The organism is Rhodococcus sp. G6(2025) (assembly GCF_058628105.1).
Map to the genome: position 1 here is coordinate 4,094,769 of NZ_CP179750.1, position 26,903 is coordinate 4,121,671.

A 26,903-nucleotide genomic window follows, 5' to 3' on the forward strand; every position below is an offset into this window, starting at 1 on the left:
TTGTTACCGAGTTCGCAGGAGATATCGGTATTCGGGCCCGCCCGTTACGCCACTGCAATGGAGGGCGGGCCCGACGCAACGAAATCGGGTCAATGCGCGCTCAGATAATCCTCGAGGACCGGCCCCACCACGGCCAGGACCTCGGGTTCGATCATCTGATTGTGCTCGCACTCGATCTTCACTTCCCGGATGCCTCCGGTGACGGAACTCCGCCACTCGTCCGGCGAATGCTGTTCCGTCGACGCCGATCCGGCGGCCGTGAAGAACAGCAGATCCCCGTCGAACACCTGCGGGCGGAAGTTGTTCATGATCCGCGAGGAGTTCGTGAATCCGGCGCTGATCCGCTCCAGGTGCTTCGGGGTCAGTCCCGTCTTCTGCCCGAACGCGTCGTCCAGCAACTCGACTGCCCGCTCGTAGGTGAGTTCCTCCTCGGAGACGGACTCGAGGTCCAGCCCGAGGCCGTGGAGCAACTCGGACACGGTGAGGCTCTCCGGGCCCTGGTCGGTCCCGTCGGTCACGTAGCTGTCCATGACGGCCAGCGTGTCGACCGCCTCCCCTTCCCGCCGCAGTTCGACGGCCATCGCGTGGGCGATGACGCCGCCGAGCGACCAGCCCAGCAGGTGGTAGGGCCCGTGCGCCTGGACCTTGCGCATCTCCAGCACGTACTGGTGCGCCAGCTGCTCGATCGACTCGAAGCTCGGGCCACCGCTGATGATCGGCAACTGCAGGCCGAACGCCGGCCGGTCCTGCGAGAGGTGCTGCAGGAGACCCGCGTAACCCCACGACAGCCCGATCCCGGGATGGATGCAGAACAGGGGCGGCTTGTCCCCTGTCGGCCGCAGCGGGATGACCACGCCGAGCGCCTCGTCGACCGGCGACCCGGCCGCGTTCTCGGTGTCGACGCGCAGTGCGAGACCGGCGGGGGTCGGGTCCAGGAACATGGATTGCAACGGGATCTGCCGTCCGAGGCGTTCCTGCAGCACCGTGATCACCCGGGTGGCGACGATCGAGTTGCCGCCGAGGTCGAAGAAGCTGTCGGCGGTGCCGACCCGGTCCACGCCCAGCACCTCGGCGAACGCCTCGACGATGATGTGCTCGGTCGCCGTCGTCGGGGCCCGGAAGGCCGCGCCGGTGGTGCCGAACTCGGGTGCGGGCAGCGCCTTGCGGTCGAGTTTGCCGACCGGGGTCATCGGGATCTGATCGAGGACGACCACCGCGGACGGGACCATGTGCGCGGGCAGGCGGTCGGCTGCGTGGGTACGCAACTCCGCCGGCTCGAGATCGTGTCCCTCGGCCGCCCGCACGTACGACGCGAGGAGCGTGTCGCCGGACGGTCCGGTGTGACCGATGGTGGCCGCGAACGCGACCGCGGGGTGGCGGGCGAGGACGGCGTCGATCTCACCGAGTTCGATGCGGAAGCCGCGGACCTTCACCTGGAAGTCGGTGCGGCCGATGTACTCGATGGTGTGGTCGCCGCGCCAGCGCACCACGTCGCCGGTGCGGTACATCCGGCGACCGGGCTCGCCGAACGGGCAGGCGACGAACCGCTCCGACGTCAGCGCCGACCGGTTGTGGTACCCGCGTGCCAGTCCGGGGCCGGTGATGTAGAGCTCGCCGGGCACACCGACCGGGACCGGCTGCAGGCGCTCGTCGAGGACCAGCGAACCGAATCCCAGCGCGGGGGCGCCGATGTTCACGACGCCACCCGGACGCATCGGGGCGCTGACGCTCGCCTGGATGGTCGTCTCCGTGGGCCCGTAGCCGTTGTGCATGTTGCGGTGCTTACCCCAGATCTCCACCAGCTCCGGCGGGCAGGCCTCACCGGCCACCGCGAGGACACGGAGCGATTCGAGTCCCACGTCCTCGATGGACGACAGCGCGGTAGGCGTGATGAACGCGTGCGTCACCGCGTTGCGCCGGAACAGGTCCGCCAGCTCCGTGCCACCGAAGACGGTGGGCGGCACGATCACGACCCGGGCCGACGCGCCGAACGCCATCATCAGCTCGAAGATCGACGCGTCGAAGCTCGGGGACGCCAGATGCGAGACCCGGGACTCGTGCGTGACCTGGAACCGTTCGTGCTCCTCCGCGGTGAGGTTGGCCATGCCGCGGTGAGTGACGATGACACCCTTCGGCTTACCGGTCGATCCCGACGTGTAGATCAGGTACGCCGGGTGGGCCAGATGGAGCGGGCGTGTGCGGTCGGCGTCGGTGACCGGCGCCGAGGAGACGGCCGCGACCTGCTCGGCGAAGGACTCGTCGTCGAGCACCAGCCACGACACGGTGTCCGGCAGGTTGTCGCGACGGCCGGCGACGGTCAGGCCGACGGACGCCCGGCAGTCGGTCAGCATGTAGTCGATGCGGTCCCGCGGGTAGGTCGGGTCGACGGGCACGAACGCCGCACCCGACTTCGCGACCGACCAGATCGACACGACTTCCTCGATCGATCGCGGCATTCCGATGGCCACGAACGTCTCCGGCCCGACTCCCTGGGCGCACAGCACCCGCGCCAGCCGGTTGGACCATTCGTCGAGTTCGCGGTAGGTGACCTGCCGGTCCTCGAAGGACAACGCCACCGAATCGGGGTCGAGTGCCGCGGCGGCCGTGAGCAGGTCGGGCCACACCTCGGGGCGCACGTCGGGCTTGCCGCGCGCCGGGACCATCTCCTCGATCTCCGCCTCGTCGAGCAGCGGGAGGGTGCCGATCGGCCGGTCCGGGTCGGCGGTGACGGCCGCGAGGATCCGGACGAACCGGTCCGCGATCGAGCGTGCGGTCCCGCGGTCGAACAGGGAGACGGCGAAGTCGAGTCCGCCGGCGACACCCGCCGGCGCGCCGTCCTGATCGAACTGCTCGGCGAGGATCACCTCGAGGTCTTCCTTCACCACCTTGGTTTCGAGGTCCACGTTCTCGACCCGCAGATCCGGCAGTTCCAGCGTCGGGTTCTCGTTGTTCTGGAACTCGAGGGCCACCTGGAACAGGGGCGAGTACGACGTGGACCGGGTCGGGTTGAGCTCCTCGACGAGGCGCTCGAACGGCAGATCCGAGTGCTGGAACGCGGCCAGGTCCGTTTCCCGGATCCGCTGCACCAGTTCGGTGAACGTCGACGCCGGGTCGATCCGGTTCCGCAGGACCAGGGTGTTGACGAACATGCCGACCATGTCGTCGAGTGCGGCTTCACCGCGCCCGGCGACGGGGGTGCCGATGACGACGTCGTCGGTGCTGCCGAGCCTCGACAGCAGAACCGCCAGCGCGGCGTGGACGGCCATGAACATGGTGGCGTTGTTGGCCCGGGCCAGTGCCGTGAGCCGCTGATGGAGGTCGGCGTCGATCGCGAACTCGACCCGATCACCCTCGAACGTCTGCTGGATCGGGCGCGGCCGGTCGGTCGGCAACTGGATGACGTCCGGCACCCCGGCCAGCGTCTCCGACCAGAACCGCAACTGCTGGTTGATCATCGATTCGGGATCGTTCTCCGAGCCGAGTCCGGCATGCTGCCACAGCGTGTAGTCGGCGTACTGGACGTGCAGCGGATCCCACTGCGGGCCGTCGCCGCCGAGCCGTGACGTGTACGCCACCATGACGTCGCGGGCGAGCGGCGCCAGGGAGAATCCGTCCGCGCTGATGTGGTGCACCACGATCGTCAGCACGTGATGGTCGGGCGCAATCCGGAACAGGGCCGCGCGGACCGGCACGTCGGTGCTGACGTCGAACCCACGGGACACCAGATCCATGATGTGCCGCGGCAAATCCTCCGCCGCCACCGCGACGGTGTCGACGCCCGGTTGCGCATCGGCGGCGGGCAGGATCCGCTGGGTCGGTTCGTTGTCGACCGTCGGGAAGACGGTGCGCAGCGTCTCGTGCCGTTCGAGGACGTCGGCCATCGCCAGCCGCAGGGCGTCCTCGTCCAGGGTTCCGGTCAGCCGGACGGCCAACGGAATGTTGTAGGCCGGTGAGGACGTGTCGAATTGGTTGAGGAACCACATCCGCTTCTGTGCCAGCGACAGCGGAATCCGGTCGGGCCGTTCGACCGGCGCGAGGGCCGGGCGGGCGCCGCCGCTCACACTGTCGGCGACGCGTGCGGCCAGCGACCGGACGTCGGGGGCCTCGAACAGGGCACGCACACCGATGTCGGTGTCGAGGGCATCCCGCAACCGCGCCGTGACACGGGTGGCGACCAGCGAGTTTCCGCCGAGATCGAAGAAGTTGTCGTCGATACCGATCCGTTCGACACCGAGGACATCGGCGAAGATGTCCACGATCTTGCGTTCGAGGTCGTTGGTCGGCGGCTGGAACTCGGTGGTGGTGACGTGGAACTCGGGGGCGGGCAGCGCCGACCGGTCCAGTTTGCCCACCGGGGTCAACGGGATCTCGTCCAGGAACATGACGCTCGTCGGCACCATGTGCGCGGGGAGCCGGGTCGACAGGTGCGCGGTGAGTTCGGCCGGATCGACGCCGCCGGCCGTGTTGGGCAGCAGGTAGGTCACCAGCACCGTGTCACCGGACGGGCCGGGAACACCGAGGGTCGCGGCGAAGCTGACCCCGGGGAACGTGGCGATCTCGTTGTCGATCTCGCCGAGTTCGATGCGGAAACCGCGGATCTTCACCTGGAAGTCGCTGCGGCCCACGTACTCGACGGTGTGGTCGGCGCGCCACCGGACGATGTCGCCGGTGCGGTACATCCGCTCCCCCGCCTCCCCGAACGGGTTGGCGACGAACCGCTGGCTGCTCAGTTCCGGGCGCCGGTGGTAGCCGCGGGCGAGACCGGCACCGGTGATGTACAGCTCGCCGGGCACCCCGACGGGCACCGGCTGGAGACGTGAATCCAGCACGAGCTCACCGACTCCGCGGATCGGGCCGCCGAGGGTGATGGGGTCGCCCACCGTCATCGGGTCGCTGATGTTCGCCATCACCGTGGTCTCGGTGGGCCCGTACGCGTTGGACAGTTGCCGGCCGGGCGCCCAGCGGGTCACCAGTTCCGGCGGGCACGCCTCGCCGCCGAACACGACGTGCTGGAATTCGTCGAGCCCCGTCGGGTCGACCGTGGACAGCGCCGCGGTGGTGACGAACGCGTGGGTGACGTGTTCGGACCTGATCAGTTCGGCCAGTTCCGCTCCGCCGTACACCGTCGGCGGGGCGATCACCATCGTGGCGCCGACCCCGAAGGCCTGCAGGTACTCGAACACCGACCCGTCGAAGCTGGGCGTCGAGAAGTGCAGGGTGCGGGACGTCTGCGCGGCGGCGAAACGCTGCCGCTGGTCCTCGGCGAAGTTGTCGAGGCCCTCGTGGGTGACCACGACGCCCTTCGGCTTCCCCGTCGAACCGGAGGTGTAGACGATGTAGGCGGCGTTGTCGAGGCTTATCGGCGACCGCCGATCCGAATCGGCCACCGGCAGAGCAGGTTTCGACTGGCAGGCCTTTTCGAATTTGGGCGAGTCGAGCTGCAGCCACGGCACCGAGTCGGGCAGCGCCTTCTCGTACGCGGCCATGGTCAATCCGATGGTGGCACCCGAATCGGTGAGCATGTGCTCGATGCGGTCCATCGGGTAGTTCGGGTCGACGGGGACGAATGCGGCACCCGTCTTGGCCACCGCCCACACGGCGAGGACCGACTCGATCGATCGGGGAATGCCGAGCGCCACGAACGTCTCCGGGCCGGCGCCGCGGGAGATGAGCACCCGCGCGAGCTGGTTGGAGCGTTCGTTGAGCTCCCGGTAGGACACGTTGCGGCCCTCGAACGTCAGCGCCGTGCGGTTCGGATCCAGGGCGGCCGCGTCCTCGAAGATCTGCGGCAGCGTCCGGACGGAGAACCCGGGACGGCCGCGCACCGGCGCGAACTCGGCGAGTTCGGCCTCGGTGAGCAGTTGCATGTGGGCGAGCGGAATCTCGGGTCGGTCGGCGAGGGCGTCGAGCACCCGCTGCAGCCGGTCCGCGATCTCGTCGACCGCGCTTTCCTCGAAGACCTCGGGGAGGTACTCGAACTTGAAGTTCAGCCGCGCGTCCCCGGAGGCGACGACGGCGAGCGGGTAGTGCGCGGAGTCTTTGCCGTCGATGCCGGTGACGAACATCCCGGCGATGTCGGTCTGTTCCGTCAGCCCCGCCTCGTCGACCGGGTACGACTCGAACACGGTCAGCGTGTCGAAGGCACCGCCGCCGCCGACCGCCGACTGGATGTCGGTCAGACCCAGGTAGTGGTGATCGAGCAGTGCGGCCTGTTCGCTCTGCACACGTTCGAGCAGCTCGCCCAGCGACTCCCACGGGTCGAGGGTCACCCGCACCGGCAGGGTGTTGATGAACAGACCCACCATCGATTCGATGCCCGCGATCTGCGGCGGCCGGCCCGAGACCGTCCCGCCGAACACCACGTCGGAGCGGCCGATCAAGCCGCCCAGCACGATTCCCCACGCCGTCTGGACGACGGTGTTGAGGGTGAGCCCGCGTTCCCGGCTCAGGTCCCGCAACCGGGTGGTCTGCTCCACCGACAGTGTGAAGGCGGTCTCCTCCGCGACGACGGAGTGCGCCTCACCCCGCTCCAGCGGGGCAAGGAGGGTCGGCTCCTCGACCCCGTCGAGCGCGGTGCGCCAGGCGTCGAGGGAGTCTGTGGTGTCGTGGCGCTTCATCCACGACAGGTAGTCGCGGTAGGAGTGGACCCGGGGCAGCAGGCTGCCGTCGGCGTCCAACGCGTACAGCGTCAGCAGGTCGCGGATGACCAGCGGAGTCGACCAGCCGTCGAGCAGGATGTGGTGGTTGGTCAGGATCAGCCGGTAGTCCTCCTCGGTGAGCCGGACGAGGGCCAGCCGCAGCAGCGGCGCGTTCGCCATGTCGAACTTCACCGACCGGTCCCGTGCCACGATCCGGTCGTATTCGCGGGTGGTCTCGTCGGGGTCGAGTGCCGAGAGGTCGAACTCCGACCACGGCAGTTCCACGTGCTGCTGGATGATCTGCGCGGAGGCGCCCGCGCTGTCGTGGACGAACGCGGCCCGCAGGTTGGGGTGCCGGTCCAGCAGGGCCTGTCCGGCCCGGCGGATCCGGTCCGGGTCGATGTTTCCGCGCAGTTTCAGCGCCAGCTGCACCAGGTACGGGTCGACCGAGGCGTCCGAGAACTGGGCGTGGAACAGCAGCCCGGACTGCAGCGGTGACAGCGACCAGATGTCCGACAGTGCCGGGAACCGGGCCTCGAGCCGGTCGATCGCGTCCTGGTCGAGGGTGACCAGGTCCAGATCGGACGGGGTCACACCGCCGGCGTCGGGCCGCGCGACGTGGGTGGTCAGCGCGGTCAGCGCCTGCACCCACAGGTCGGCGAGTGCGCGGACCTCGGACGGGGTGAGGACCCCGGTCGGGAACGCCCACGTGGCCCGCAGCCGGTTGCCGTCGGCCCCGGTGCCGGTGACGGCGTTGATGTCGAGCGCCGATGCCACCGGGATGTCGGAGGCGGGGATGTCGTCGAGCTTCGTGTCCGTCACCGGAACCCAGGCGTGACCGTGGATGTCGGTGGACGTCGCGCCGCCCAGCCGGCCCAGGTAGTTGAACGTGACCTGCGGCTTCGCCAGCGCCCGCAGTTGATCCGCGCTCTCCGGGTCCAGGTAGCGGAGCATGCCGTAGCCGATGCCGTGATCCGGGATGGCCAGCAACTGTTCCTTGATCGCCTTGACCGCGGACCCGGCGGCCTTGCCACCGGCGAACGCGTCGTCGAGGTCGATGCCCGACAGGTCCAGGCGCACCGGGAACATCGCCGTGAACCAGCCGACGGTGCGGCCCAGGTCGGCGCCCGGCAGCACCTGGTCCTCGCGGCCGTGGCCTTCGAGGCTGACCAGCGATTCGCGCGTGAAGTCGCCCTGGGTGCGCCGCCACTGGGCCAGTGCCAGCGCCAGCGCGGTGAGCAGTCCGTCGTTGACGCCGCCGTGGAACGCCTCGGGAACACGGGTGAGCAGTGCGTCCGTCACGTCGGCGGGCACCTCCACGGTCACCTTCTCGACGGTCCCGGCCACGTCGACCGCGGCGTCGAGCGGACGCGATCCGATGAGCGGGTCGTCGGCCTCGAGCACCCGGCGCCACAGTTCGATCTCGCCGGCGCGTTCGCGTGTCGCCTCGACGAGGCCGTGCGACCAGCGCCGCATCGACGTGCCGACCGGTTCGAGGGCCGGTTCCTGACCGGCGGAGACCTGCGCCCACGCGGTCGCCAGGTCGGGGACGAGGATCCGCCACGACACACCGTCGACCACCAGGTGGTGGGCCACGACCAGCAGCCGCCCGCCCTCGTCGCCGGCGTCGAACCACACCATCTGCAGCATGACCCCGGCCTCGGGGTCCAGTCGTCCTGCCGCGGCATCGAGTTCACGGGTCGCGACCTCCGCGAACCCGGAACCGACCACCGACGCGACCTCGACGCGGTGCAGCACGTCGTCGACGTCGACCGCGCCCACGGCCTGCACCTCGATCCGCCACTGCGGCTCGGCACCGAGGAGACGCGCCCGCAGCATGTCGTGGTGATCCACGACGGCCGCGATCGTGCGCTTCAGCAGTGTCTCGTCGGCCGAGGGGGGAAGGGACAGCAGCGCGGTCTGGGTGTAGCGGCGGAAGTCGCCGCCGCGTTCGAGCAGCCACGCGGTGATCGGGGTGACCGGCATCTCGCCGATCCCGCCGCCCGGCAGTTCGTCGAGGACCACCACGTCGGCGGCGCCCGCCCAGGAGGCGGCCTCGGCGAGCGCGGCAACGGTCTTGGCCTCGAACACGTCCCGCGGGGTGAGCACCACGCCGGCGGCCTTCGCCCGGGCCACCAACTGGATCGACATGATGCTGTCGCCGCCGAGTGCGAAGAACGAGTCGTCCACACCCACCGATTCCAGACCGAGGACCTCGGCGAACAGACCGGCGAGGACGGTTTCCATCTCCGTGGCCGGGGCGCGGCCCGCCGACACCCGGGCCCCGAAGTCGGGTTCCGGCAACGCGCGGCGGTCGAGTTTGCCGTTGCTCGTCAACGGCAGTGCGTCGAGCACCACCAGGGTGGCGGGCACCATGTACGAGGTGAGCTGGGTGCCGACGAACTCGAGCGCGGACGACACCTCGACGGTGGCGCCGGATTCCGGAACCACGTAGCCGATCAGCCGGTGACCGCCGTGCCCGTCGTCGCGGGTGAGGACGACGGCCTGGGCGATGCCGCGGTACCGGAGCAGCGCGGATTCGATCTCGCCGAGTTCGATGCGGAAACCACGGATCTTGACCTGGAAGTCGCTGCGGCCCAGGTACTCGAGCTGGCCGTCGGTGTTCCAGCGCGCCAGGTCACCCGTGCGGTACATCCGGGCCCCGGGCCGGAGCGGGTCGGCCACGAACCGGGTCGAACTGAGCCCGGCCCGGCCGAGGTAGCCGCGGGTCACCTGGTCACCCGACACGTACATCTCCCCGATGGTGCCCGGGGGAACCGGGTGCAGGCGCCGGTCGAGGACGTGGACGTGCAGCCCGGCGATTCCGCGGCCGATCACGCTGGCCGACGCGGACTCGGCGAATTCGCGGTCGAGCGCGAGGTAGCTGACGTGGACCGTCGTCTCGGTGATGCCGTACATGTTCACCAGCGTCGGGGCGGAGTCGTCGTGCCGCGAGTACCAGCGCCCGAGCTGTCCGAGGTCGAGCGCCTCACCACCGAAGATCACGTACCGCAGGGCCAGTGCCGCCGCGTTCACGTCGATCTCCGAGACGATGCGGTCGGTCTCGGCGAGCTGGTAGAACGCGGTCGGGGTCTGGTTGAGTACGGTGACCTGCTCGTTCCGCAGGAGTTCGTGGAACATTTCCGGCGACCGCGCCGTGTAGTAGTCGACGACGACGAGTCGGCCGCCATAGAGCAGCGGACCCCACAGCTCCCACACGGAGAAGTCGAACGCGTACGAGTGGAACATCGTCCACACGTCGTTCTCGTCGAACCCGTACAGCGGCTGCGTGTTCGCGAACAGCGTCAGCACGTTGCGGTGCGAGACGACCACGCCCTTGGGGCGGCCCGTCGACCCGGAGGTGTAGATGACGTACGCCACCGACGCGGAGTCGAGCGGCGCCAGCCGGTCGGCGTCGGTGATCGTCGCCGGCGACTGCTGCGCGAGGTCGGCGGTGGTCTCGGGGTCGTCGAGCAGGATCGCCGGGGTCTCCGAATCCGGCAGGGCGGAGACGTCCCCCGTGGTGGTGATGACACAGTTCGGTGCGGCGTCCTCGAACACGAACGCCAGCCGGTCCGCCGGGTAGGTGATGTCGACGGGCAGGTAGCCGCCGCCGGTCTTGATCACCGCCAGCAGGGCGATGATCAGATCGCAGGTGCGTGGAAGCGCCACGGCCACCAGCGTTTCCGGCCCCACTCCCTGGGAGATGAGCAGGCGGGCCAGCCGGTTCGACCGGGCGTCGAGCTCCGCGTACGTCAGTGCCACGTCCTCCGACGTCACGGCCGTGGCGTCGGGGAACCGGGCCACGCTCTGGGCGAACCGGTCCGCGAGGGTGTCGGTGCCCGCGTCGAGTCCGGCGGTGTTCCATTCGGTCGCCATCGCCGACCGCTCGGCGGCGTCGGTGATCACGATGTCCCCGACCGGGGCCAGCGGGTCGGAGGTGACGGCACCGAGGATGCGCAGGAACCGGTCGGCGAACGTCCGGACGGTGCCGGCGTCGAACAGATCGGTGGCGAAGATGAACGACGCGGCGATACCCGACGCCACCCCGTCCGCGTCGAATCCTTCCTCGACGCTGAGCTGCAGGTCGAACTTGGCGACCTCGAGATCGAAATCGACGGCGGCCGCGGTCAGTTCCGGGAGCTCGAGCCGCGGCGTCTCGTTGTTCCGGAACTCGAGCAGCGCCTGGAACAGCGGCGAGTGCGCGGTGGAGCGCTCCGGCGCGAGAACGTCGACGAGCCGCTCGAACGGCAGGTCCGAATGGTGGAACGCGGCCAGGTCGGTGGCCCGCACCTGATCCATCAGGGCGCCGAAACCCGCCGCCGGGTCGACAGCGCTCCGCAGCACCAGGGTGTTGACGAACATGCCGACCATGTCGTCGAGTGCCGCGTCACCGCGGCCGGCGATGGGTGTGCCGACCGCGATGTCCTCGGTCGACGAGAGCGCCGACAGCAGCACCGACAGGGCCGCGTGGACGGCCATGAACATGGTGGAGTTGTGCTTGCGCGCCAACGCCGCCAGCGCCCGGTGCACGTCCGCCGGAATCGTGAAGTCGACCTGCGCACCGCGGAACGACTGCTGGACCGGCCGCGCCCGGTCGGTGGGCAGCTGCAGGAGTTCGGGCAGGTCGGCCAGCTGATCCGTCCAGTACCGGAGTTGCTGGGAGATCAGCGATTCGGCGTCGCTCTCGTCGCCCAGCAGTTGCAGCTGCCACAGGGTGTAGTCGGCGTACTGCACCGACAGAGGGTTCCACTGCGGTGCGCTCCCCGCGATGCGGGCGGCGTAGGCGGTCATGACGTCCCGGGCGAGCGGGGTGAGCGAGAACCCGTCGGCGCAGATGTGGTGCACCACGATGACGAGCACGTGGTCGTCGGGGGCGAGTGCGAACAGCGCCGACCGCATCGGCACGTCGGCCGTCACGTCGAAGCCGGCGGTCGCGAGACCGGCGATGTGCTCCCTCAGTTCGTCCTCGGACACCTCGACGATCTCGAGGTTCGGCGTCCACTGACCCGGCGAGAGGACCACCTGGGTCGGTTCGCCGTCGTGGGACGGGAACACGGTCCGCAACGATTCGTGGCGGACGAAGACGTCCGTCACCGCCGCGCGCAGCGACTCCACGTCCAGGTGACCGGTCAGCCGCACGGCCAGGGGAATGTTGTAGGCCGCCGACGACGTGTCGAACTGGTTGAGGAACCACATCCTCTTCTGCGCCAGGGACACCGGCACGTGCGCGGGCCGCGGCATCGGGCCGAGCGGGATCCGGACGTGGGCGCCGTCCTGCGCGGGTGCGAATGCCGTCGACTCGATGAGGCGGGCCAGCTGATGGATCGTCGGCGCCTCGAACAGGGTGCGGACACCGATGTCGGTGTCCAGTTCCGCGGTCAGGCGCGCGGCGACACGGGTCGCGATCAGCGAGTTTCCGCCGATGTCGAAGAAGTTGTCGTCGATGCCGACCCGTTCGATGCCCAGGACGGTGGTGATGACGTCGGCGATCGTGTGTTCGAGGACCGTCGACGGCGGCCGGAAGTCGTCCGACGTGGGCAGGAACTGCGGTTCGGGCAGCGCTGCCCGATCGAGCTTGCCGACGGGGGTGAGCGGGATCTCGTCCAGGATCATGATGCTGGACGGCACCATGTGTGCGGGCAGCAGGTTCGCCGTCCACTCCTTCAGTTCCGGCGGTTCGAGTGCCGACTCGGTCTCCGGCAGCACGTAGGAGACGAGTACGGTGTCGCCGGCGGGGCCGGGACGCCCGAGGGTGACGGCAAACGCCACGGACGAATGCGCGGCGAGCGCGCTGTCGATGTCGCCGAGCTCGATGCGGAACCCGCGGATCTTCACCTGGAAGTCGGTGCGGCCCAGGTATTCGACCGTGTGATCGGACCGCCACCGCGCGAGGTCGCCGGTGCGGTACATCCGGTCGCCCGGCCCGCCGTAGGGGTTGGCGACGAACCGCTCGCTGGTCAGCCCGGCGCGTGCATGATAGCCGCGGGCCAGGCCCTCACCGGAGATGTAGAGCTCGCCGGCGACGCCGACGGAGACCGGTTGCAGCCGCGAGTCGAGAATCACCTCGGAGACGCCGCGGACGGGGGCACCGATGGTGACCGTCTCCCCCGCCTGCAGGTGGTCGCTGAGGTTGCTCATGATGGTGGTCTCGGTGGGACCGTAGCCGTTGTACATGGTGCGGCCCGGCGCCCAGCGGGTCACCAGTTCCGGCGGGACGGCCTCGCCGCCGGCGACCACGTTCTGGAACACGTCGAGCCCCTCGGGGTCGACGGAGGCCAGCGCCGCGGGGGTGACGAACCCGTGGGTGACGCTCTCGCTGCGGATCAACTCCGCGAGTTCCTCGCCGCCGTACACGGACGGCGGCACGATCACCATGGTCGCGCCGACGGCGAACGACAGCAGGTATTCGAGGACCGAGGCGTCGAAGCTCGGTGAGGAGAAGTGCAACGCCCGCGACGTGGAATCGGTCGCGTAGCGGGTCCGCTGCTCCTCGGCGAAATTGTCGAGACCGCGGTGGCTGACCACCACGCCCTTCGGCTTGCCGGTGGAGCCGGACGTGTAGATGACGTACGCCGGGTGTGCGAAGCGCAGGGGCGCGACGCGGTCGTCGTCGGTGACGGTGTCGGTGGACATCGCCCGAACGGCCGTCGCGGTCTCGGCGTCGTCGAGGGTCAGCCAGCTGACCGCGTCGGGGAGCCGGCCGTGGTCGGCGTCCAGGCGGAGACCGAACGTGCACCCGGAATCCGTGACCATGTGCTCGACCCGCTCACGCGGGTAGGTCGGATCGACCGGAACGAACGCCGCGCCGGTCTTGGTGATCGACCAGACCGCCAGGACCGATTCGATGGACCGTGAGATACCCAGGGCCACGATGTCTTCCGGGCCGACGCCGCGGTCGATGAGCAGACGCGCGAGCTGGTTGGACCGTTCGTCCAGTTCCCGGTAGGACATCCGGCGGTCCCCGAACACGAGTGCGGTCGCGTCCCCCGCGGCGGCGGCCGTGTCGGTGAACATCTGCGGCAGTGTTCGCACGGAGCGGCCGGACGGGCCGCGGGCCGGAACCAGTTCGGCCTCCTCGACGTCGGTGAGCAGACGCAGCTGCGCCAGTTTCATCCCGGGATGCTCGGCGAGCGCGATCAGCGCCCGGACGATCCGGTCGCCGATCCGCTCCACGTCGGCCCGGTCGAACAGCTCCTCGACGTACTCGAGCTTCAGCTGCAGGTTCTCGTGCGCCGAGGCGATCAGCGCGAGCGGGTAGTGGGCGGCGTTCGCGCTGTCGTGCACGTCGAGGACGTGCATGCCGGCGATGTCGGTCTGCTCGGTCAGCCCTTCCCGATCGACGGGATACGACTCGAACACGGTCAGCGTGTCGAAACCGGCACCGGGACCGGCCACCGACTGAATGTCCGTCAGTCCGACGTAATGGTGGTCGAGCAGCGCGGCTTGCTCGCCCTGGATGCGTTCGAGCAACTCCCCCAGCGTTTCCCGCGGGTCGAGAACCACGCGCACCGGCAGGGTGTTGATGAACAGGCCCACCATCGACTCGATCCCCGCGATCTGCGGAGGCCGACCGGACACCGTCCCACCGAAGACCACATCGGAGCGACCGACCAAGCCGCCCAGCACGATTCCCCACGCGGTGCGGATCAGGGTGCTGAGGGTCAGACCGTGCTCGCGTGCGAGCACACTCAGCTGATCGGTCCGGTCGACGTCGAGTTCGACGAGCAGTTCATTGGACTGCGTGTCGCTCTGCACCGACGCGTCGGCGGGCGCGAGCAGCGTCGGCTCCTCCACCCCGGCGAGGGCACGCCGCCACACACCGAGGGAGTCCTCGGTGCTGCGGTGCGACATCCACGCGAGGTAGTCGCGGTACGGGTGCACCCGCGGCAGCGCCGTGGCGTCACCCTCCGTGGCGTACAGGGTCAGGAGGTCGCGGATCAGCAGCGGCATCGACCAGCCGTCGAGCAGGATGTGGTGGTTGGTGATGATCAGGCGCTGCTCGTCCCCACCGATCTGGATCAGCATGAACCGCAACAGCGGCGGGGTGGCCATGTCGAACCCGCGGCGCCGGTCGGCGTCGAGGAGTCGCACGATCTCGGCCTCGCGGCTCTCCGCGTCCAGCCCGGACAGGTCGATCTCCGTCCAGGGCAGCTCGGCGTACCCGTGGATCGCCTGAACCGGGGTGCCGCCCTCGTCGTAGACGAACGACGCCCGCAGGTTCGCGTGCCGGTCGAGCAGGGCCTGCCCGGCCACCCGCATGCGGGACGGCACGGCACCGCGCAGTTCGAGAGTCACCTGCACCGTGTACGAGTCGATCGTCTGATCGGCCAGCAGTGCGTGGAAGAGCAGTCCGGACTGCAGCGGCGACAGCGACCAGATGTCGGACAGCGCCGGGAAGCGCGATTCGATGCGGTCGATGGCGTCCTGGTCGAGGCTGACCAGTTCGAGGTCGGACGGGGTCACGCCGCCGGCGTCGGGGCGGGCCGCGTACGTGGTGAGCGCGGTGAGCGCCCGGACCCACAGTTCGGCGAGTTCCCGGACCTCGGCGACGGTCAGGACACCGGCCGCGTACGCCCAGGTGGCGCGCAGTTGAGGCCGGTCCTCCACCTCGGTGGTGACCGCGTTGACGTCGATGGCCGAGGTGACCGGGGTGTCGAGGTCCTGCGCACGGTCCATGTCGACTTCACCGGTCGGCGTCCAGCCGGCGCGGGTGGCCGCCTCGGACAGGTCGGCGGCGAAGCGTCCCAGGTAGTTGAAGCTGATCTGCGGCAGCGAGCGGGCCGCGAGCAGCGGGGCGGTGTCGGCGTTGAGGTACCGCAGCATGCCGTAACCCATGCCGTGATCCGGGATCGCGAGCAGTTGTTCCTTGATCGCCTTGATCGCGGAGCCGGCGGCCTTTCCGCCGTCGAACGCGTCGTCGAGGTCGATGCCGGACAGGTCGAGACGCACCGGGAACATCGCTGTGAACCAGCCGACGGTGCGGCCCAGATCGGCGCCCGGCACGACCTGGTCTTCACGGCCGTGACCCTCGAGGCTCACCAGGGTCCCGTCGACGGACCGGCCGTGCAGGGTGTGGCCGCGGGTGCGCCGCCACTGGGTGACCGCCATCGCCAGCGCGGTGAGGAGTCCGTCGTTCACGCTGCCGTGGATGGCCTCCGGCAGGGCCGTGAGGACGGCTTCGCTGACCTCGGCGGGCAGCTGCACGGTGACGCGGCCGACGGTCGCGTTGACGTCGATGTCGGGGTCGAGCGGGCGGCTGCCGACGAGTGGGTCCTCGCAGTCGAGGATGCGCTGCCACAGGTCCAGTTCGGCTGCCCGGTTCGCCGCCTCGTCGACCAGTCCGTGCGCCCACCGGCGCATGGACGTGCCGACCTGTTCGAGGACCGGTTCCTGGCCTGCCGAGATCTGCGCCCAGGCGGTCGCGAGGTCGGGGACGAGGATGCGCCACGACACACCGTCGACGACGAGGTGATGCGCGACGACGAGCAGGCGGCCGCCGGATTCCCCGGCGTCGAACCACACCACCTGCACCATGACGCCGGCCGCGGGATCGAGTCGGTCCAGCGCGGCGTCGAGTTCCGCGATCACCGTCGCCGCGAACGCCGGGGTTCCCGGGGCGGTGGACACGGGGACCCGGCGGATCAGGTCCTGTGCGTCGACCGCGCCGACCGGGCGGACGGCGAGGTGCGAGTCCTCGGCGGAGACGATCAGCTGCGCGCGCAGCATGTCGTGCCGGTCGAGGACGGCTTGGAACGTGGCGCTCAGGGGTTCGAGTTCGCGCAGGTTCGGCGGTGCGGTCAGGAGCGCCGACTGCGACATGCGGTTGAACTCGCCGCCCCGTTCGAGCAGCCACTTCGTGATCGGGGTGGTCGGCATGTCGCCGACTCCGCCACCGGGCAGTTCGTCGAGGACGACGATGTCGGCGGCCCCCACCCACGACGCCACCGCGGCGAGACCGGCAACGGTCTTGGCCTCGAACACGTCCCGCGGGGTCAGCACCACACCCGCCGCCTTCGCGCGGGCCACCAACTGGATCGACATGATGCTGTCGCCGCCGAGGGCGAAGAACGAGTCCTCGACACCGGCCGATTCCAGACCGAGGACCTCGGCGAACAGTCCGGCGAGCACCTCCTCCATCTCCGACACCGGCGCGCGGCCGGTCGACACCCGGGCGCCGAAGTCGGGTTCGGGCAGCGCGCGGCGATCCAGCTTGCCTGCGGGGGTGAGCGGCAACTCGTCGAGGACGATCAGCGCGGACGGCACCATGTACGGGGCGAGGAATCCGCCGACGAAATCGAGGACGGCTTCCGGGTCGAGTTCCGCGCCCGCCGTGGGGACGAGGTACCCGACGAGCCGGTTGGCTCCGGTGCTGCCCTGGTGCGCGGACACCACCGAACGGGCGACCCCCGGGTAGCGCGTGAGGGCGGTCTCGATCTCGCCGAGTTCGATGCGGAAACCGCGGATCTTCACCTGGAAGTCGCTGCGGCCCAGGTACTCGAGCTGGCCGGCACCGTTCCAGCGCGCCAGGTCGCCGGTCCGGTACATGCGGGCCCCGAGGCCGCCGTACGGGTTGGCGACGAAACGCTCCGCCGTCGTGCCCGCCCGGTCCTTGTAGCCGCGGGCCAGACCGGAACCGGTGACGTACAGTTCGCCGGTCACCCCGTTGGGCACCGGGTGCAGGCGTGAATCGAGCACCATCTCCCCGGTTCCCATCGGCGGACGGCCGATGGTGACGCCCTCACCGGGAATCATCGGTCCCGTCACGCTGGACACGACCGTCGCCTCGGTGGGGCCGTAGGCGTTGAACATCCGCCTGCCCCCGGTCACCCACTGCGCCACCAGCTCCGGCGGGCACACGTCGCCGCCGGTGGCGACACACTCGAGCTGGTCGAGGCCCGCGGGGTCCACGGACGCCATGGCCGCCGGGGTGATGAACGCGTGCGTGACCCGGCCTTCCCGGAGCACGTCGGCGAGTTCGGTGCCGCCGATGACGGACGCCGGAGCGATCACCATGGTGGCGCCGGAGCCGACCGCGAGCAGCAATTCCAGGATCGACGCGTCGAAGCTCGGCGACGAGAAGTGCAGCGTGCGCGACCGCGGCGTGACCCCGAAGCGGACGCGTTCGTCGGTGGCGAAGTTCGCCAGGCCGCGGTGGGTGACGACGACGCCCTTCGGGGTGCCGGTGGACCCGGACGTGTAGATCAGGTAGGCCGGGTTCTCCAGGGCGAGCGGGTGTGTCCGGTCGGCGTCGGTGACGACCGCGGCGGAGCGCGCGCTCACCTCGTCGTCGAATCCGGGTGCGTCGACCACGACGTAGGACGTGCAGTCCGGCAGCGTGGGACGGAACTCGGCGACGGTGAGCGCGAGCGCCGCACCGGAGTCGCTGAGCATGTGGACGATCCGGTCGGTCGGGTAGTTCGGGTCGACCGGGACGAACGCGGCACCGGTCTTGGCGACGGCCCACAGTGACAGCACCGACTCCGGTGACCGCGCCAGCGCCAGCGCCACCACCGATTCCGGGCCGATGCCGCGCCCGATCAGCAAGCGGGCGAGACGGTTCGACCGCTCGTCGAGATCGCGGTATGTCACCTCACGGCCCTCGTAGGACAGCGCGGCCGCCTTGGGATCCACGGAGGCCGCGGCCGCGAGCAGTTCGGGCAGGGTCCGCGGTTCGGCGTCGGGCCCGTCCATCACCGGGGTGAGGGCCGCACGTTCGGACGCCACCATCAGGTCGATGTCACCGACGGCCATGCCCGGTTCGGACGTCACCGCGTCGAAGATCCGCTGCAGGTAGTCGGCGAAGCCGGCGATCGTGGACGCGTCGAACAGGCTCGACGCGTACGTGAAGGCCGCGGAGATCCCGGCGGGCTCCCCCGACACCCCGAATTCCTCGGTGAGGGTGAGTTGCAGGTCGAAGTTGGAGATGTCGGTGGCCAGGTCGAGGCCGGTGACGGTCAACCCGGGCAGCTCCAGCCGCGGGCGCTCGTTGTTGCGGAACTCGAGCACCACCTGGAACAGCGGCGAATGCGACGTCGCGCGTTCGGGTGAGATCGCGTCGACCAGCCGCTCGAACGGCAGATCCGCGTGGTGGAACGCGCTCAGGTCGGTGTCGCGGACCGTGGACAGCAGATCGGTGAACGTGCCGGCCGGTTCGACCGGGGTGCGCAGCACCAGGGTGTTGACGAACATGCCGACCATGTCGTCCAGGGCGGCGTCGCCACGACCTGCGATGGGGGTGCCCACCGACACGTCGTCCGTGTCGCCCAGCCTGGCCAGGAGCACGGCGAGCGCCGCGTGCACGGCCATGAACACACTCGAATTGTGTTCGCGGGCAGTCGTGATCAACCGGCCGTGCACCTGCGGGTCGATGCTGAACGAGTGGATGCCGCCGCGCATCGACTGCTGCACCGGCCGGGGGTGGTCCGTCGGCAGCGCGAGGAGTTCCGGAAGCCCGGCGAGCGTGTGCGTCCAGTAGTCGAGCTGGGCGGCCAGCAGGCTGTCGGGGTCGTCGGCGTTGCCCAGCACCCGGTGCTGCCAGAGCGCGAAGTCGGCGTACTGCACCGGCAGCGGCGTCCAGTCCGGTGCCTGTCCCCCGGTGCGGGCCGCGTAGGCGGTCATCACGTCCCGGGCGAGCGGGGCCATGGAGAAGCCGTCGGCGCTGATGTGGTGGACGACGATGACGAGAACGTGCTCGCCGGGATCGGTACGGAACAGGGCGGCGCGCACCGGCACCGACACGGTGACGTCGAACCCGGCGCCCGCGAGTCGCGAGATGTGCTCGGGCAGTTCTGCTTCCGTCGTCGCGATCGGCGACAGATCGGGCACCACGTCCTCGGTCGGCAGGATCACCTGGACGGGTTCGCCCTCCACCATCGGGAACCGGGTGCGCAACGACTCGTGCCGGTCCATCACGTCGGCGACGGCGTCCTGCATCGCGTCCTCGTCGAGGTCGCCCGTCAACCGCACCGCGAGCGCGATGTTGTAGGCCGGGGAGTCGAGGTCGAACTGGTTGATGAACCACATGCGCTTCTGCGCCAGCGAGACCGGCAGTCGGTCGGGGCGCACCCCGGCCATCAGCGGCGGGCGTTCGGCGCCCTGCACGGCCTCGGATTCGATCCGGGTGGCCAGGGTCGCGACGGTCGGGGCGTCGAAGATCTCCCGGACCCCGATCCGGCTGCCCAGCGCGGCGTTCACCCGCGCCACCAGCCGGGTGGCCACCAGTGAGTTGCCGCCGAGGTCGAAGAAGCTGTCGTACACACCGATCCGGGGCGCGTCGAGCAGATCCGCGAAGATCGACGCGAGGATCTCCTCGATCGGGTTCCGCGGCGTGACGAACTCTGCGGACGGGCTGAGGAACTCCGGCTCGGGCAGGGCTCCCCGGTCCAGCTTGCCGGTGGCCCCGAGCGGGAACCGGTCGAGCACGATGATCCGGGTCGGCACCATGTAGGCGGGCAGCGCCTCCGCCGCCGCGTCGCGCACGACGGCGGTGTCGATGTCGGCGCCGGCCACGGGAATCACGTAGCCGACAAGGCTTTCGCCGGTGGCCTCGCTGCGGTGCACGGTCACGACCGCCTGCGCCACCGACGGGTGCGCCAGCACGGCCGCCTCGACCTCGCCGAGTTCGATGCGCTGACCGCGGAGCTTGACCTGGAAGTCGCGGCGTCCGATGTACTCGATGTTGCCGTCGGCACGCCAGCGGACGACGTCGCCGGTGCGGTACATCCGCTGTCCCGGCGCGCCGAACGGGTTCGCCACGAACCGGTCGGACGTCAGATCGCTGCGGCCGACATAGCCGCGGGCCAGCTGGATGCCGGCCAGGTACAGCTCGCCGTGCACGCCGACCGGCACGGGGTGCAGCCGGGAGTCGAGGACGTACACCTGCGTGTTCCACACGGGCGCCCCGATCGGGACCGAGGCCCGGTCGCCTTCCGTGCACTCCCAGTAGGTGACGTCGACCGCGGCCTCCGTCGGGCCGTACAGGTTGTGCAGCGCCGCGGACCCGAATTCCCGGAACGCGTCGGCGGTGGCGGGCGGCAGCGCCTCACCACTGCAGAACACCTGGCGCAGCGAACCGCAGAGTTCCGGTTCGGCGCCTGCCGTGAACACCGCGAGCATCGACGGCACGAAGTGCATGGTGGTGACCTGGTGGTCGGCGATGATGTGGGACAGGTAAGTCGGGTCGCGGTGACCGTCCGGCGCGGCGAGGACGAGTCGCGCACCGACCTCGAGGGGCCAGAACAGTTCCCACACGGACACGTCGAACGTGACGGGTGTCTTCTGCAGCACCACGTCCGTGTGGTCCATCCGGTACGTGTCCTGCATCCACAGCAAGCGGTTCACGATCGCGCGGTGGCTGACGGCGACCCCCTTGGGACGGCCGGTCGATCCGGACGTGTAGATCACGTAGGCGGTCGAATCGGGGTGGATCGGACCGCCCCGCTCGGCGTCGGTGATCGGGGTACTCGGCCGCCGGGACAGGTTCAGGGTGTCGATCTCGATCACGGACGCACCGGCCGCGCCGTCGACGCCCTCGCACCGGTCGCGGGAGGAGGTGAGAACGCATGCGGGCTCGGCGCTCTCGATCACGTAGGCGATTCGCGAGGCGGGGTGATCGGGGTCGAGCGGAACGTACGCTGCCCCGGTCTTCTCGACCGCGTAGATCGCGATCATCAGCTCGAGTGAACGGCGCAGGGCGACGGCGACCCGGGATTCGGGTCCGACGCCGCGGGCAAGGAGTTCGCGTGCCAGCCGGTTGGCGCGGGCATCGAATTCCGCGTACAGCAGTTCCTCTTCGGCGAACACGACGGCCACGGCGTCCGGGGTCCGGGCCACCTGCGCCTCGAACAGGCTGACCAGGGTCGCCGAGTCCGGCACGGCGACGTCCGTGTCGATCCACTGCTCGAGCATCCGGTGGGTCTCGTCCGCACCGATCAGGTCGATATCGCCGACCTTCGCGTCCGAACCGGCGGTGACGGTCTCGAGCAAGGTGACGAAGCGTTCGGCCAGCGCCGTCATCGTCGGCGGGTCGAACAGTTCCGACGCGTACGAGAATTGGACGTCGATCGCACCCGGGGCGCCGGATTCCTCGGTGTGCTCGGTGAGGATGACCTGCAGGTCGAACTTGGCGGCGCCGGTCTCGAGGGCCTCGACCTCCACGTCGAGCCCGGGCAGCTCGAGCCGCGTGTTCGCGAATCCCTGCAGCACCAGCATCACCTGGAACAGCGGTGAATGTGCCTCGGAGCGGGTCGGCTTCAGTTCGTCGACGAGCCGCTCATACGGCAGATCGGTGTTGCTGAACGCCTCCAGATCCACGGAGCGGGTGTGGGAGAGGATCTCGGGGAAGCTCCGATCGGGGTCGATGGTGGTGCGCAGGACGACGGTGTTGACGAACATGCCGACGACGTCGTCGAGTTGGCGTTCGCCACGACCGGAGACCGGGGATCCGATCGACACGTCGGACGAGCCGCTCGACCGGGACAGCAGGACCGCGAGGGCGGCGTGCACCACCATGAACAGGCTGGCGTCGTTGGCGCCCGCGATCTCGAGCAGCGCGGCGTGGATGCGCGCCGGGATCGAGAAGTCGGCGGTGGCGCCGATCATCGACTGCCGGGCCGGGCGCGGCCGGTCGGTCGGCAGGTCCATGACCTCGGGGGCGCCGTCGAGCGTGCGGGCCCAGAACGCCAGTTGGCGGGCGAGGAGGCTCGTCGGATCGTCGGGGGAACCGAGCAGCTCGCGCTGCCACACCGCGAAATCGGCGTACTGCACCTCGAGCGGTGCCCACTGCGGCGTGTCGCCTGCGGCGCGGGCGTGGTAGGCCACCATCACGTCCCGGGTCAGCGGTGTCATCGACAGGCCGTCGGCGGCGATGTGGTGCACCACGAACACCAGCACGTGATCGTCGGTCGCGGTGCGGTAGAGCTCCGCCCGGATCGGCGGTTCGACGGTGACGTCGAAACCGGTTGCGGCGTCGGCGATCAGGCGGGATTCGAGCTCGTTCTCGGCCACCTCGACCGCGTCGAGGTGCGGGCTCACCTCGGCGACCGGCAGAACCACCTGAATGGGACCGTTGGGGGTGTTCGGGAACACCGTCCGCAGCGACTCGTGCCGGGCAAGGACGTCACTCACCGCGGTCCGCAGCGCGTCCACCTCGAGCGTGCCGCGCAGCCGGATGCCGACGGGAATGTTGTATGCGGGCGAGGCCGTGTCGAGCTGGTTGATGAACCACATCCGCTGCTGCGCCAGCGACACCTGCACCGGGCCGGACCCGGCCCGCGGAGCGAGCACGGGGCGGGCGGAGGTGCGGGGCCCGAGAGCGTCGACGCGGGCACTGAGCAACGCGACGCTGGGCGCCTCGAACAGATCGAGCACCCCGATCTCCGTGCTCAGGGCCGCGTTGACCCGGGACACCACGCGAGTCGCGACGAGGGAGTCGCCGCCCAGGTCGAAGAAGCTGTCGTCGACGCCGATGCGCTCGACTCCCAGAAGCGCCGCGAACACCTCCGCGATCTGCATCTCGGTCGGGGTCACCGGCGCCCGGTAGACGGTGGAGGTGGCCTCGAACTGCGGTTCCGGCAACGCCTTCCGGTCGAGTTTGCCCGCCGGGGTCAGCGGGACCTCGCGGAGCACCATCACCCGGGCGGGCACCATGTGCGCGGGCAGCGCGGCCGCGGCGTGCTCGAGGATGTCGCCGACGACGATGTCCGTCCCGCCCTCGGGGAGCACGTACGTCACCAGCACGGTGTCGCCGGACGGTGCGGTCCGTCCGACCGTGGTCGCGAACGCCACACTCGGATGCGAGCGGACGACGGCGTCGATCTCGCCGAGTTCGATGCGGAACCCGCGGATCTTCACCTGGAAGTCGGTGCGGCCCAGGTATTCCAGCTGTCCGGCAGCGTTCCACCGTGCCAGGTCGCCGGTGCGGTACATCCGCTCGCCGGGCGCCCCGTGGGGGTCGGCGACGAACCGTTCGGCCGTCGGGATCGACCGATTGTGGTACCCGCGTGCCACACCGTCACCGGTGATGTACAGCTCGCCGGGGACCCCTTTCGGGACGGGGTGCAACCGCGAATCGAGCACCAGCAGAGCGCAACCGCGGGACGGGCGGCCGATCGTCACCGGTTCACCGACCGTCAACGGTCCGGCCACGCTCGCGACGACGGTGGCCTCGGTCGGGCCGTATGCGTTGAACATGACCCGCCCCGGCGCCCACTGCGCCACCAGCGCAGGAGGACAGCTCTCACCACCGGTGACGACGCACCGGATGTGGTCGAGGCCGGTCGGATCGACGGATGCCAGCGCGGCGGGGGTCACGAACGCGTGCGTCACCCGTTCCCGACGCAACAGGTCCGCGAGTTCGGTACCGCCGTACACCGTCGACGGCGCCACCACCATCGTGGCGCCGGCACCCACCGCGAGAAGCAGTTCCAGGATGGACGCGTCGAAACTCGGTGAGGAGAAGTGCAGGGTGCGGGACTCCGCGGTCACGGCGAACCGCTGCCGCTCGTCCTCGGCGAAATTGGCCAGGCCGATGTGAGTGACGACGACACCCTTGGGTGTGCCGGTGGAACCGGACGTGTAGATCAGGTAGGCCGGATCCGCGGTCCGCAGCGGCCGCAGGCGGTCGGGGTCGGCGACCGTGCCGGCCGCGTGCTGCGCCAGGTCCCGGCCGAACGACGCGTCGTCCATCACGAACCACGGCGTGATCTCCGGCAGCGACGACCGGTGCGCCGCCACGGTGAGACCGACGACCGCACCGGAATCGGTGAGCATGTGCTCGATGCGATCGGGCGGATAGTTTGGGTCGACCGGGACGAACGCGGCCCCGGACTTCGCGACCGCCCAGGTGGCCAGCACCGATTCGATCGACCGCGCGATCGCCAGCGCCACAACCGAACCCGGTCCCACACCGTGTCCGATCAGCATGCGGGCGAGACGGTCCGACTGCGCGTCGAGTTCGGGGTAGGTCAGGGTGCGTCCCTGGTAGACGAGGGCGTCCCCGTCGCCGCCCGCCTCGACGGCGCGCGCGAGCAACGCGGGCAGCGTGCGGGGCTCGACCGACGGTTCGTCGCGGACCGGCGCGAGTTCCGCGTATTCGACCTGCTCGAGGAGGTCGACGTCCCCGATCGGTGCGGCGGGGTCCGCCGTCACCGTCTGCAGGATGCGAACGAAGCGCGCGGCCAGGGCCTCCGCGCCGGCGCGGTCCCACACGTCCGTCGCGAACCGCAACCGGCCGATGATGCCGCCCGTCTCCGATTCGGTGAGGGAGAACACGAGATCCAGCCCCAGCGCGCGGTGTTCGCGCTGGATCGGGCTGACCGTCACGTCCCCGGACGAGTAGTGCGGATGGCCACCGTCGGTGAATTCGAGCATCACCTGGAACAGCGGGGCGTGCGAGGGATCGGATTCGGCCCCGAGGGCGGCGACGAGATCGTCGAAGGGCAGCGCCGCATGCGCGAACGCGGCCCGGTCGGCGTCCCGGACCCGGCTCAGGTGGTCGACGAACGACGTTGCGGTGTCCACCTGCGACCGCAGGACGGTCTTGTTGAAGAATGCTCCGGCTTCCGGGTCGTCGGAGTCGGAAGCCTCGCGCCCGACGACCGGCGTTCCGATCACGACGTCGTCGGTGTCGCCCAGCCGGCCCAGGAGTACGGCCAGCGCGGCGTGCAGCGTGGTGAAGATCCCGGTGCCCGCCTCCTCGGCAAGCAGTGCCGCGCGGCGCTGCACGTCCGCGTCGACGGCGAACCCGACGACCTCGCCGGCCCCGGCCCGCTCAACCGGACGCGGCCGATCCAGTGGCAGTGCCGTCACCTCCGGCAGGCCGGCCAACTCCCGCTTCCAGAACGCGAGCTGGGCCTCCCGCTCGAGGAACCGCGCGCCGAGGCGCGCACTCTCGGCGTGAATGTCGGCGGTCCGTGTCTGCGGCTCGGCCGTGACGAACTCCTCGACCAGTTCCACGAACCTGCGGTGGTGGGCGCGCAACTCCTCCGAGCCGTACCGGTTGGGGTTGCCGCGGAAATCGAGGAGCGTCTGCCCGTCACCGCTCTGATAGATGTTGACCAGCAGGTCGTCCACCGGGCCCGATGTCACGATGTGGTACTCGCCCGTGACCGTGCCGAGAGTGAACGCCTGGTGGAACAGCATGACGTTCACCATCGGGCCGGCGAGGCCCTCCGCGGTCCCGGCGAGCCCGGCATCGCGGCGGATGTCCTCGAGGCTGCACCGCTGATGGCGCAGCGCACCCATCAGTTCGAGCTGCGTTCGCTGCACGAGCTCGGCCACCGTGTCCTCCGGGCGGACGGTGATCCGCAGCGGGGCGACGTTGACGAGCATGCCACCGGACCGCTGCAACGGCGCCGTGGTGCGCGCCGACACCGGCAGGTTGATGAGCACGTCCCGCTTGCCCGTCATCCGGGACAGATAGCAGGCGAACCCGGCGAGCAGTACCGCCGCCGACGTGGCGCCGACCCGCTGATCCGACTCTCCGAGGAAACCCAGTGCGGTGTCGGAGATCTTCGCGCTCTCGAGCCGGCTCTTCGCCGCCGCGGGCGCGTCGTGGGTGGCGAGCGTCGACCCGTGCTCGATGCCGACAATGCGTTCGGCCCAGTACAACCGGTCGTTCTCGAAGCGGCTCGACGCCCGGTACTTCTGGTCCAGCTCGTAGAGGTCGCGCAGATCCAGCGCACGGTTCGGTTCCGGTTCGGTGCCCTCGACCGCCGCCGTGTACAGCGCCGCGATCCGGTTCACCATGGTCATACCGCTGTATCCGTCGAGCGCGACGTGGTGAATCCTGGTGTACCACAGGTAGTGCTGCTCACCGACCTGGAGAACGTTCATCTCGACGAGCCGGTCCCGGGTGAGCCGGAGCGGCGTCGCGTAATCCTCGTCGATCCACACCTGCGCGGCAGCCATCGGGTCGGACTCGCCCCGGAAGTCGAGGAATCCGATCGACGGGTCGATGCTGAAATCGACCGCCTGGTAGGGCTCCCCGTCGACGTCCAGCAGTCGCAGGAACGGCGACTGGAACTCCTGACCCGCCCGGACCGCCGCATCGCTCAACAGGTCCAGGTCGATCTCGCCCCGCAACTCGATGTACTGGGCGATGAACTTCGGAACGGTGGGGCTCAGTTGTTGGGCGAACCACATGCTGCGTTGCACCGAGGAGAGCGGGAAGGCCCCTTCGGGAACGTTCACATCTTCGGCGCCGTTATTCGGCTGCGGCGAATTCACACTCGTCATCTCGTTCCCCCAGCGGGTAGAAGACCT

At 69.8% G+C, this 26,903-nt stretch carries 1 protein-coding gene; it reads right to left on the reverse strand.

The window, feature by feature from the left end:
* Nucleotides 1-89: 89 nt before the first annotated feature.
* Nucleotides 90-26,876, reverse strand: a complete 26,787-nt coding sequence (locus tag ACLIVD_RS18975) for a non-ribosomal peptide synthase/polyketide synthase (protein ID WP_491930423.1) — start codon at nt 26,874-26,876, stop codon at nt 90-92.
* Nucleotides 26,877-26,903 lie beyond the last annotated feature (27 nt).

What these genes read in the sequence shown, in the direction of transcription:
- ACLIVD_RS18975 (WP_491930423.1), bottom strand. Translation starts at nt 26,876, where the DNA reads ATGACGAGTGTGAATTCGCCGCAGCCGAATAACGGCGCCGAAGATGTG.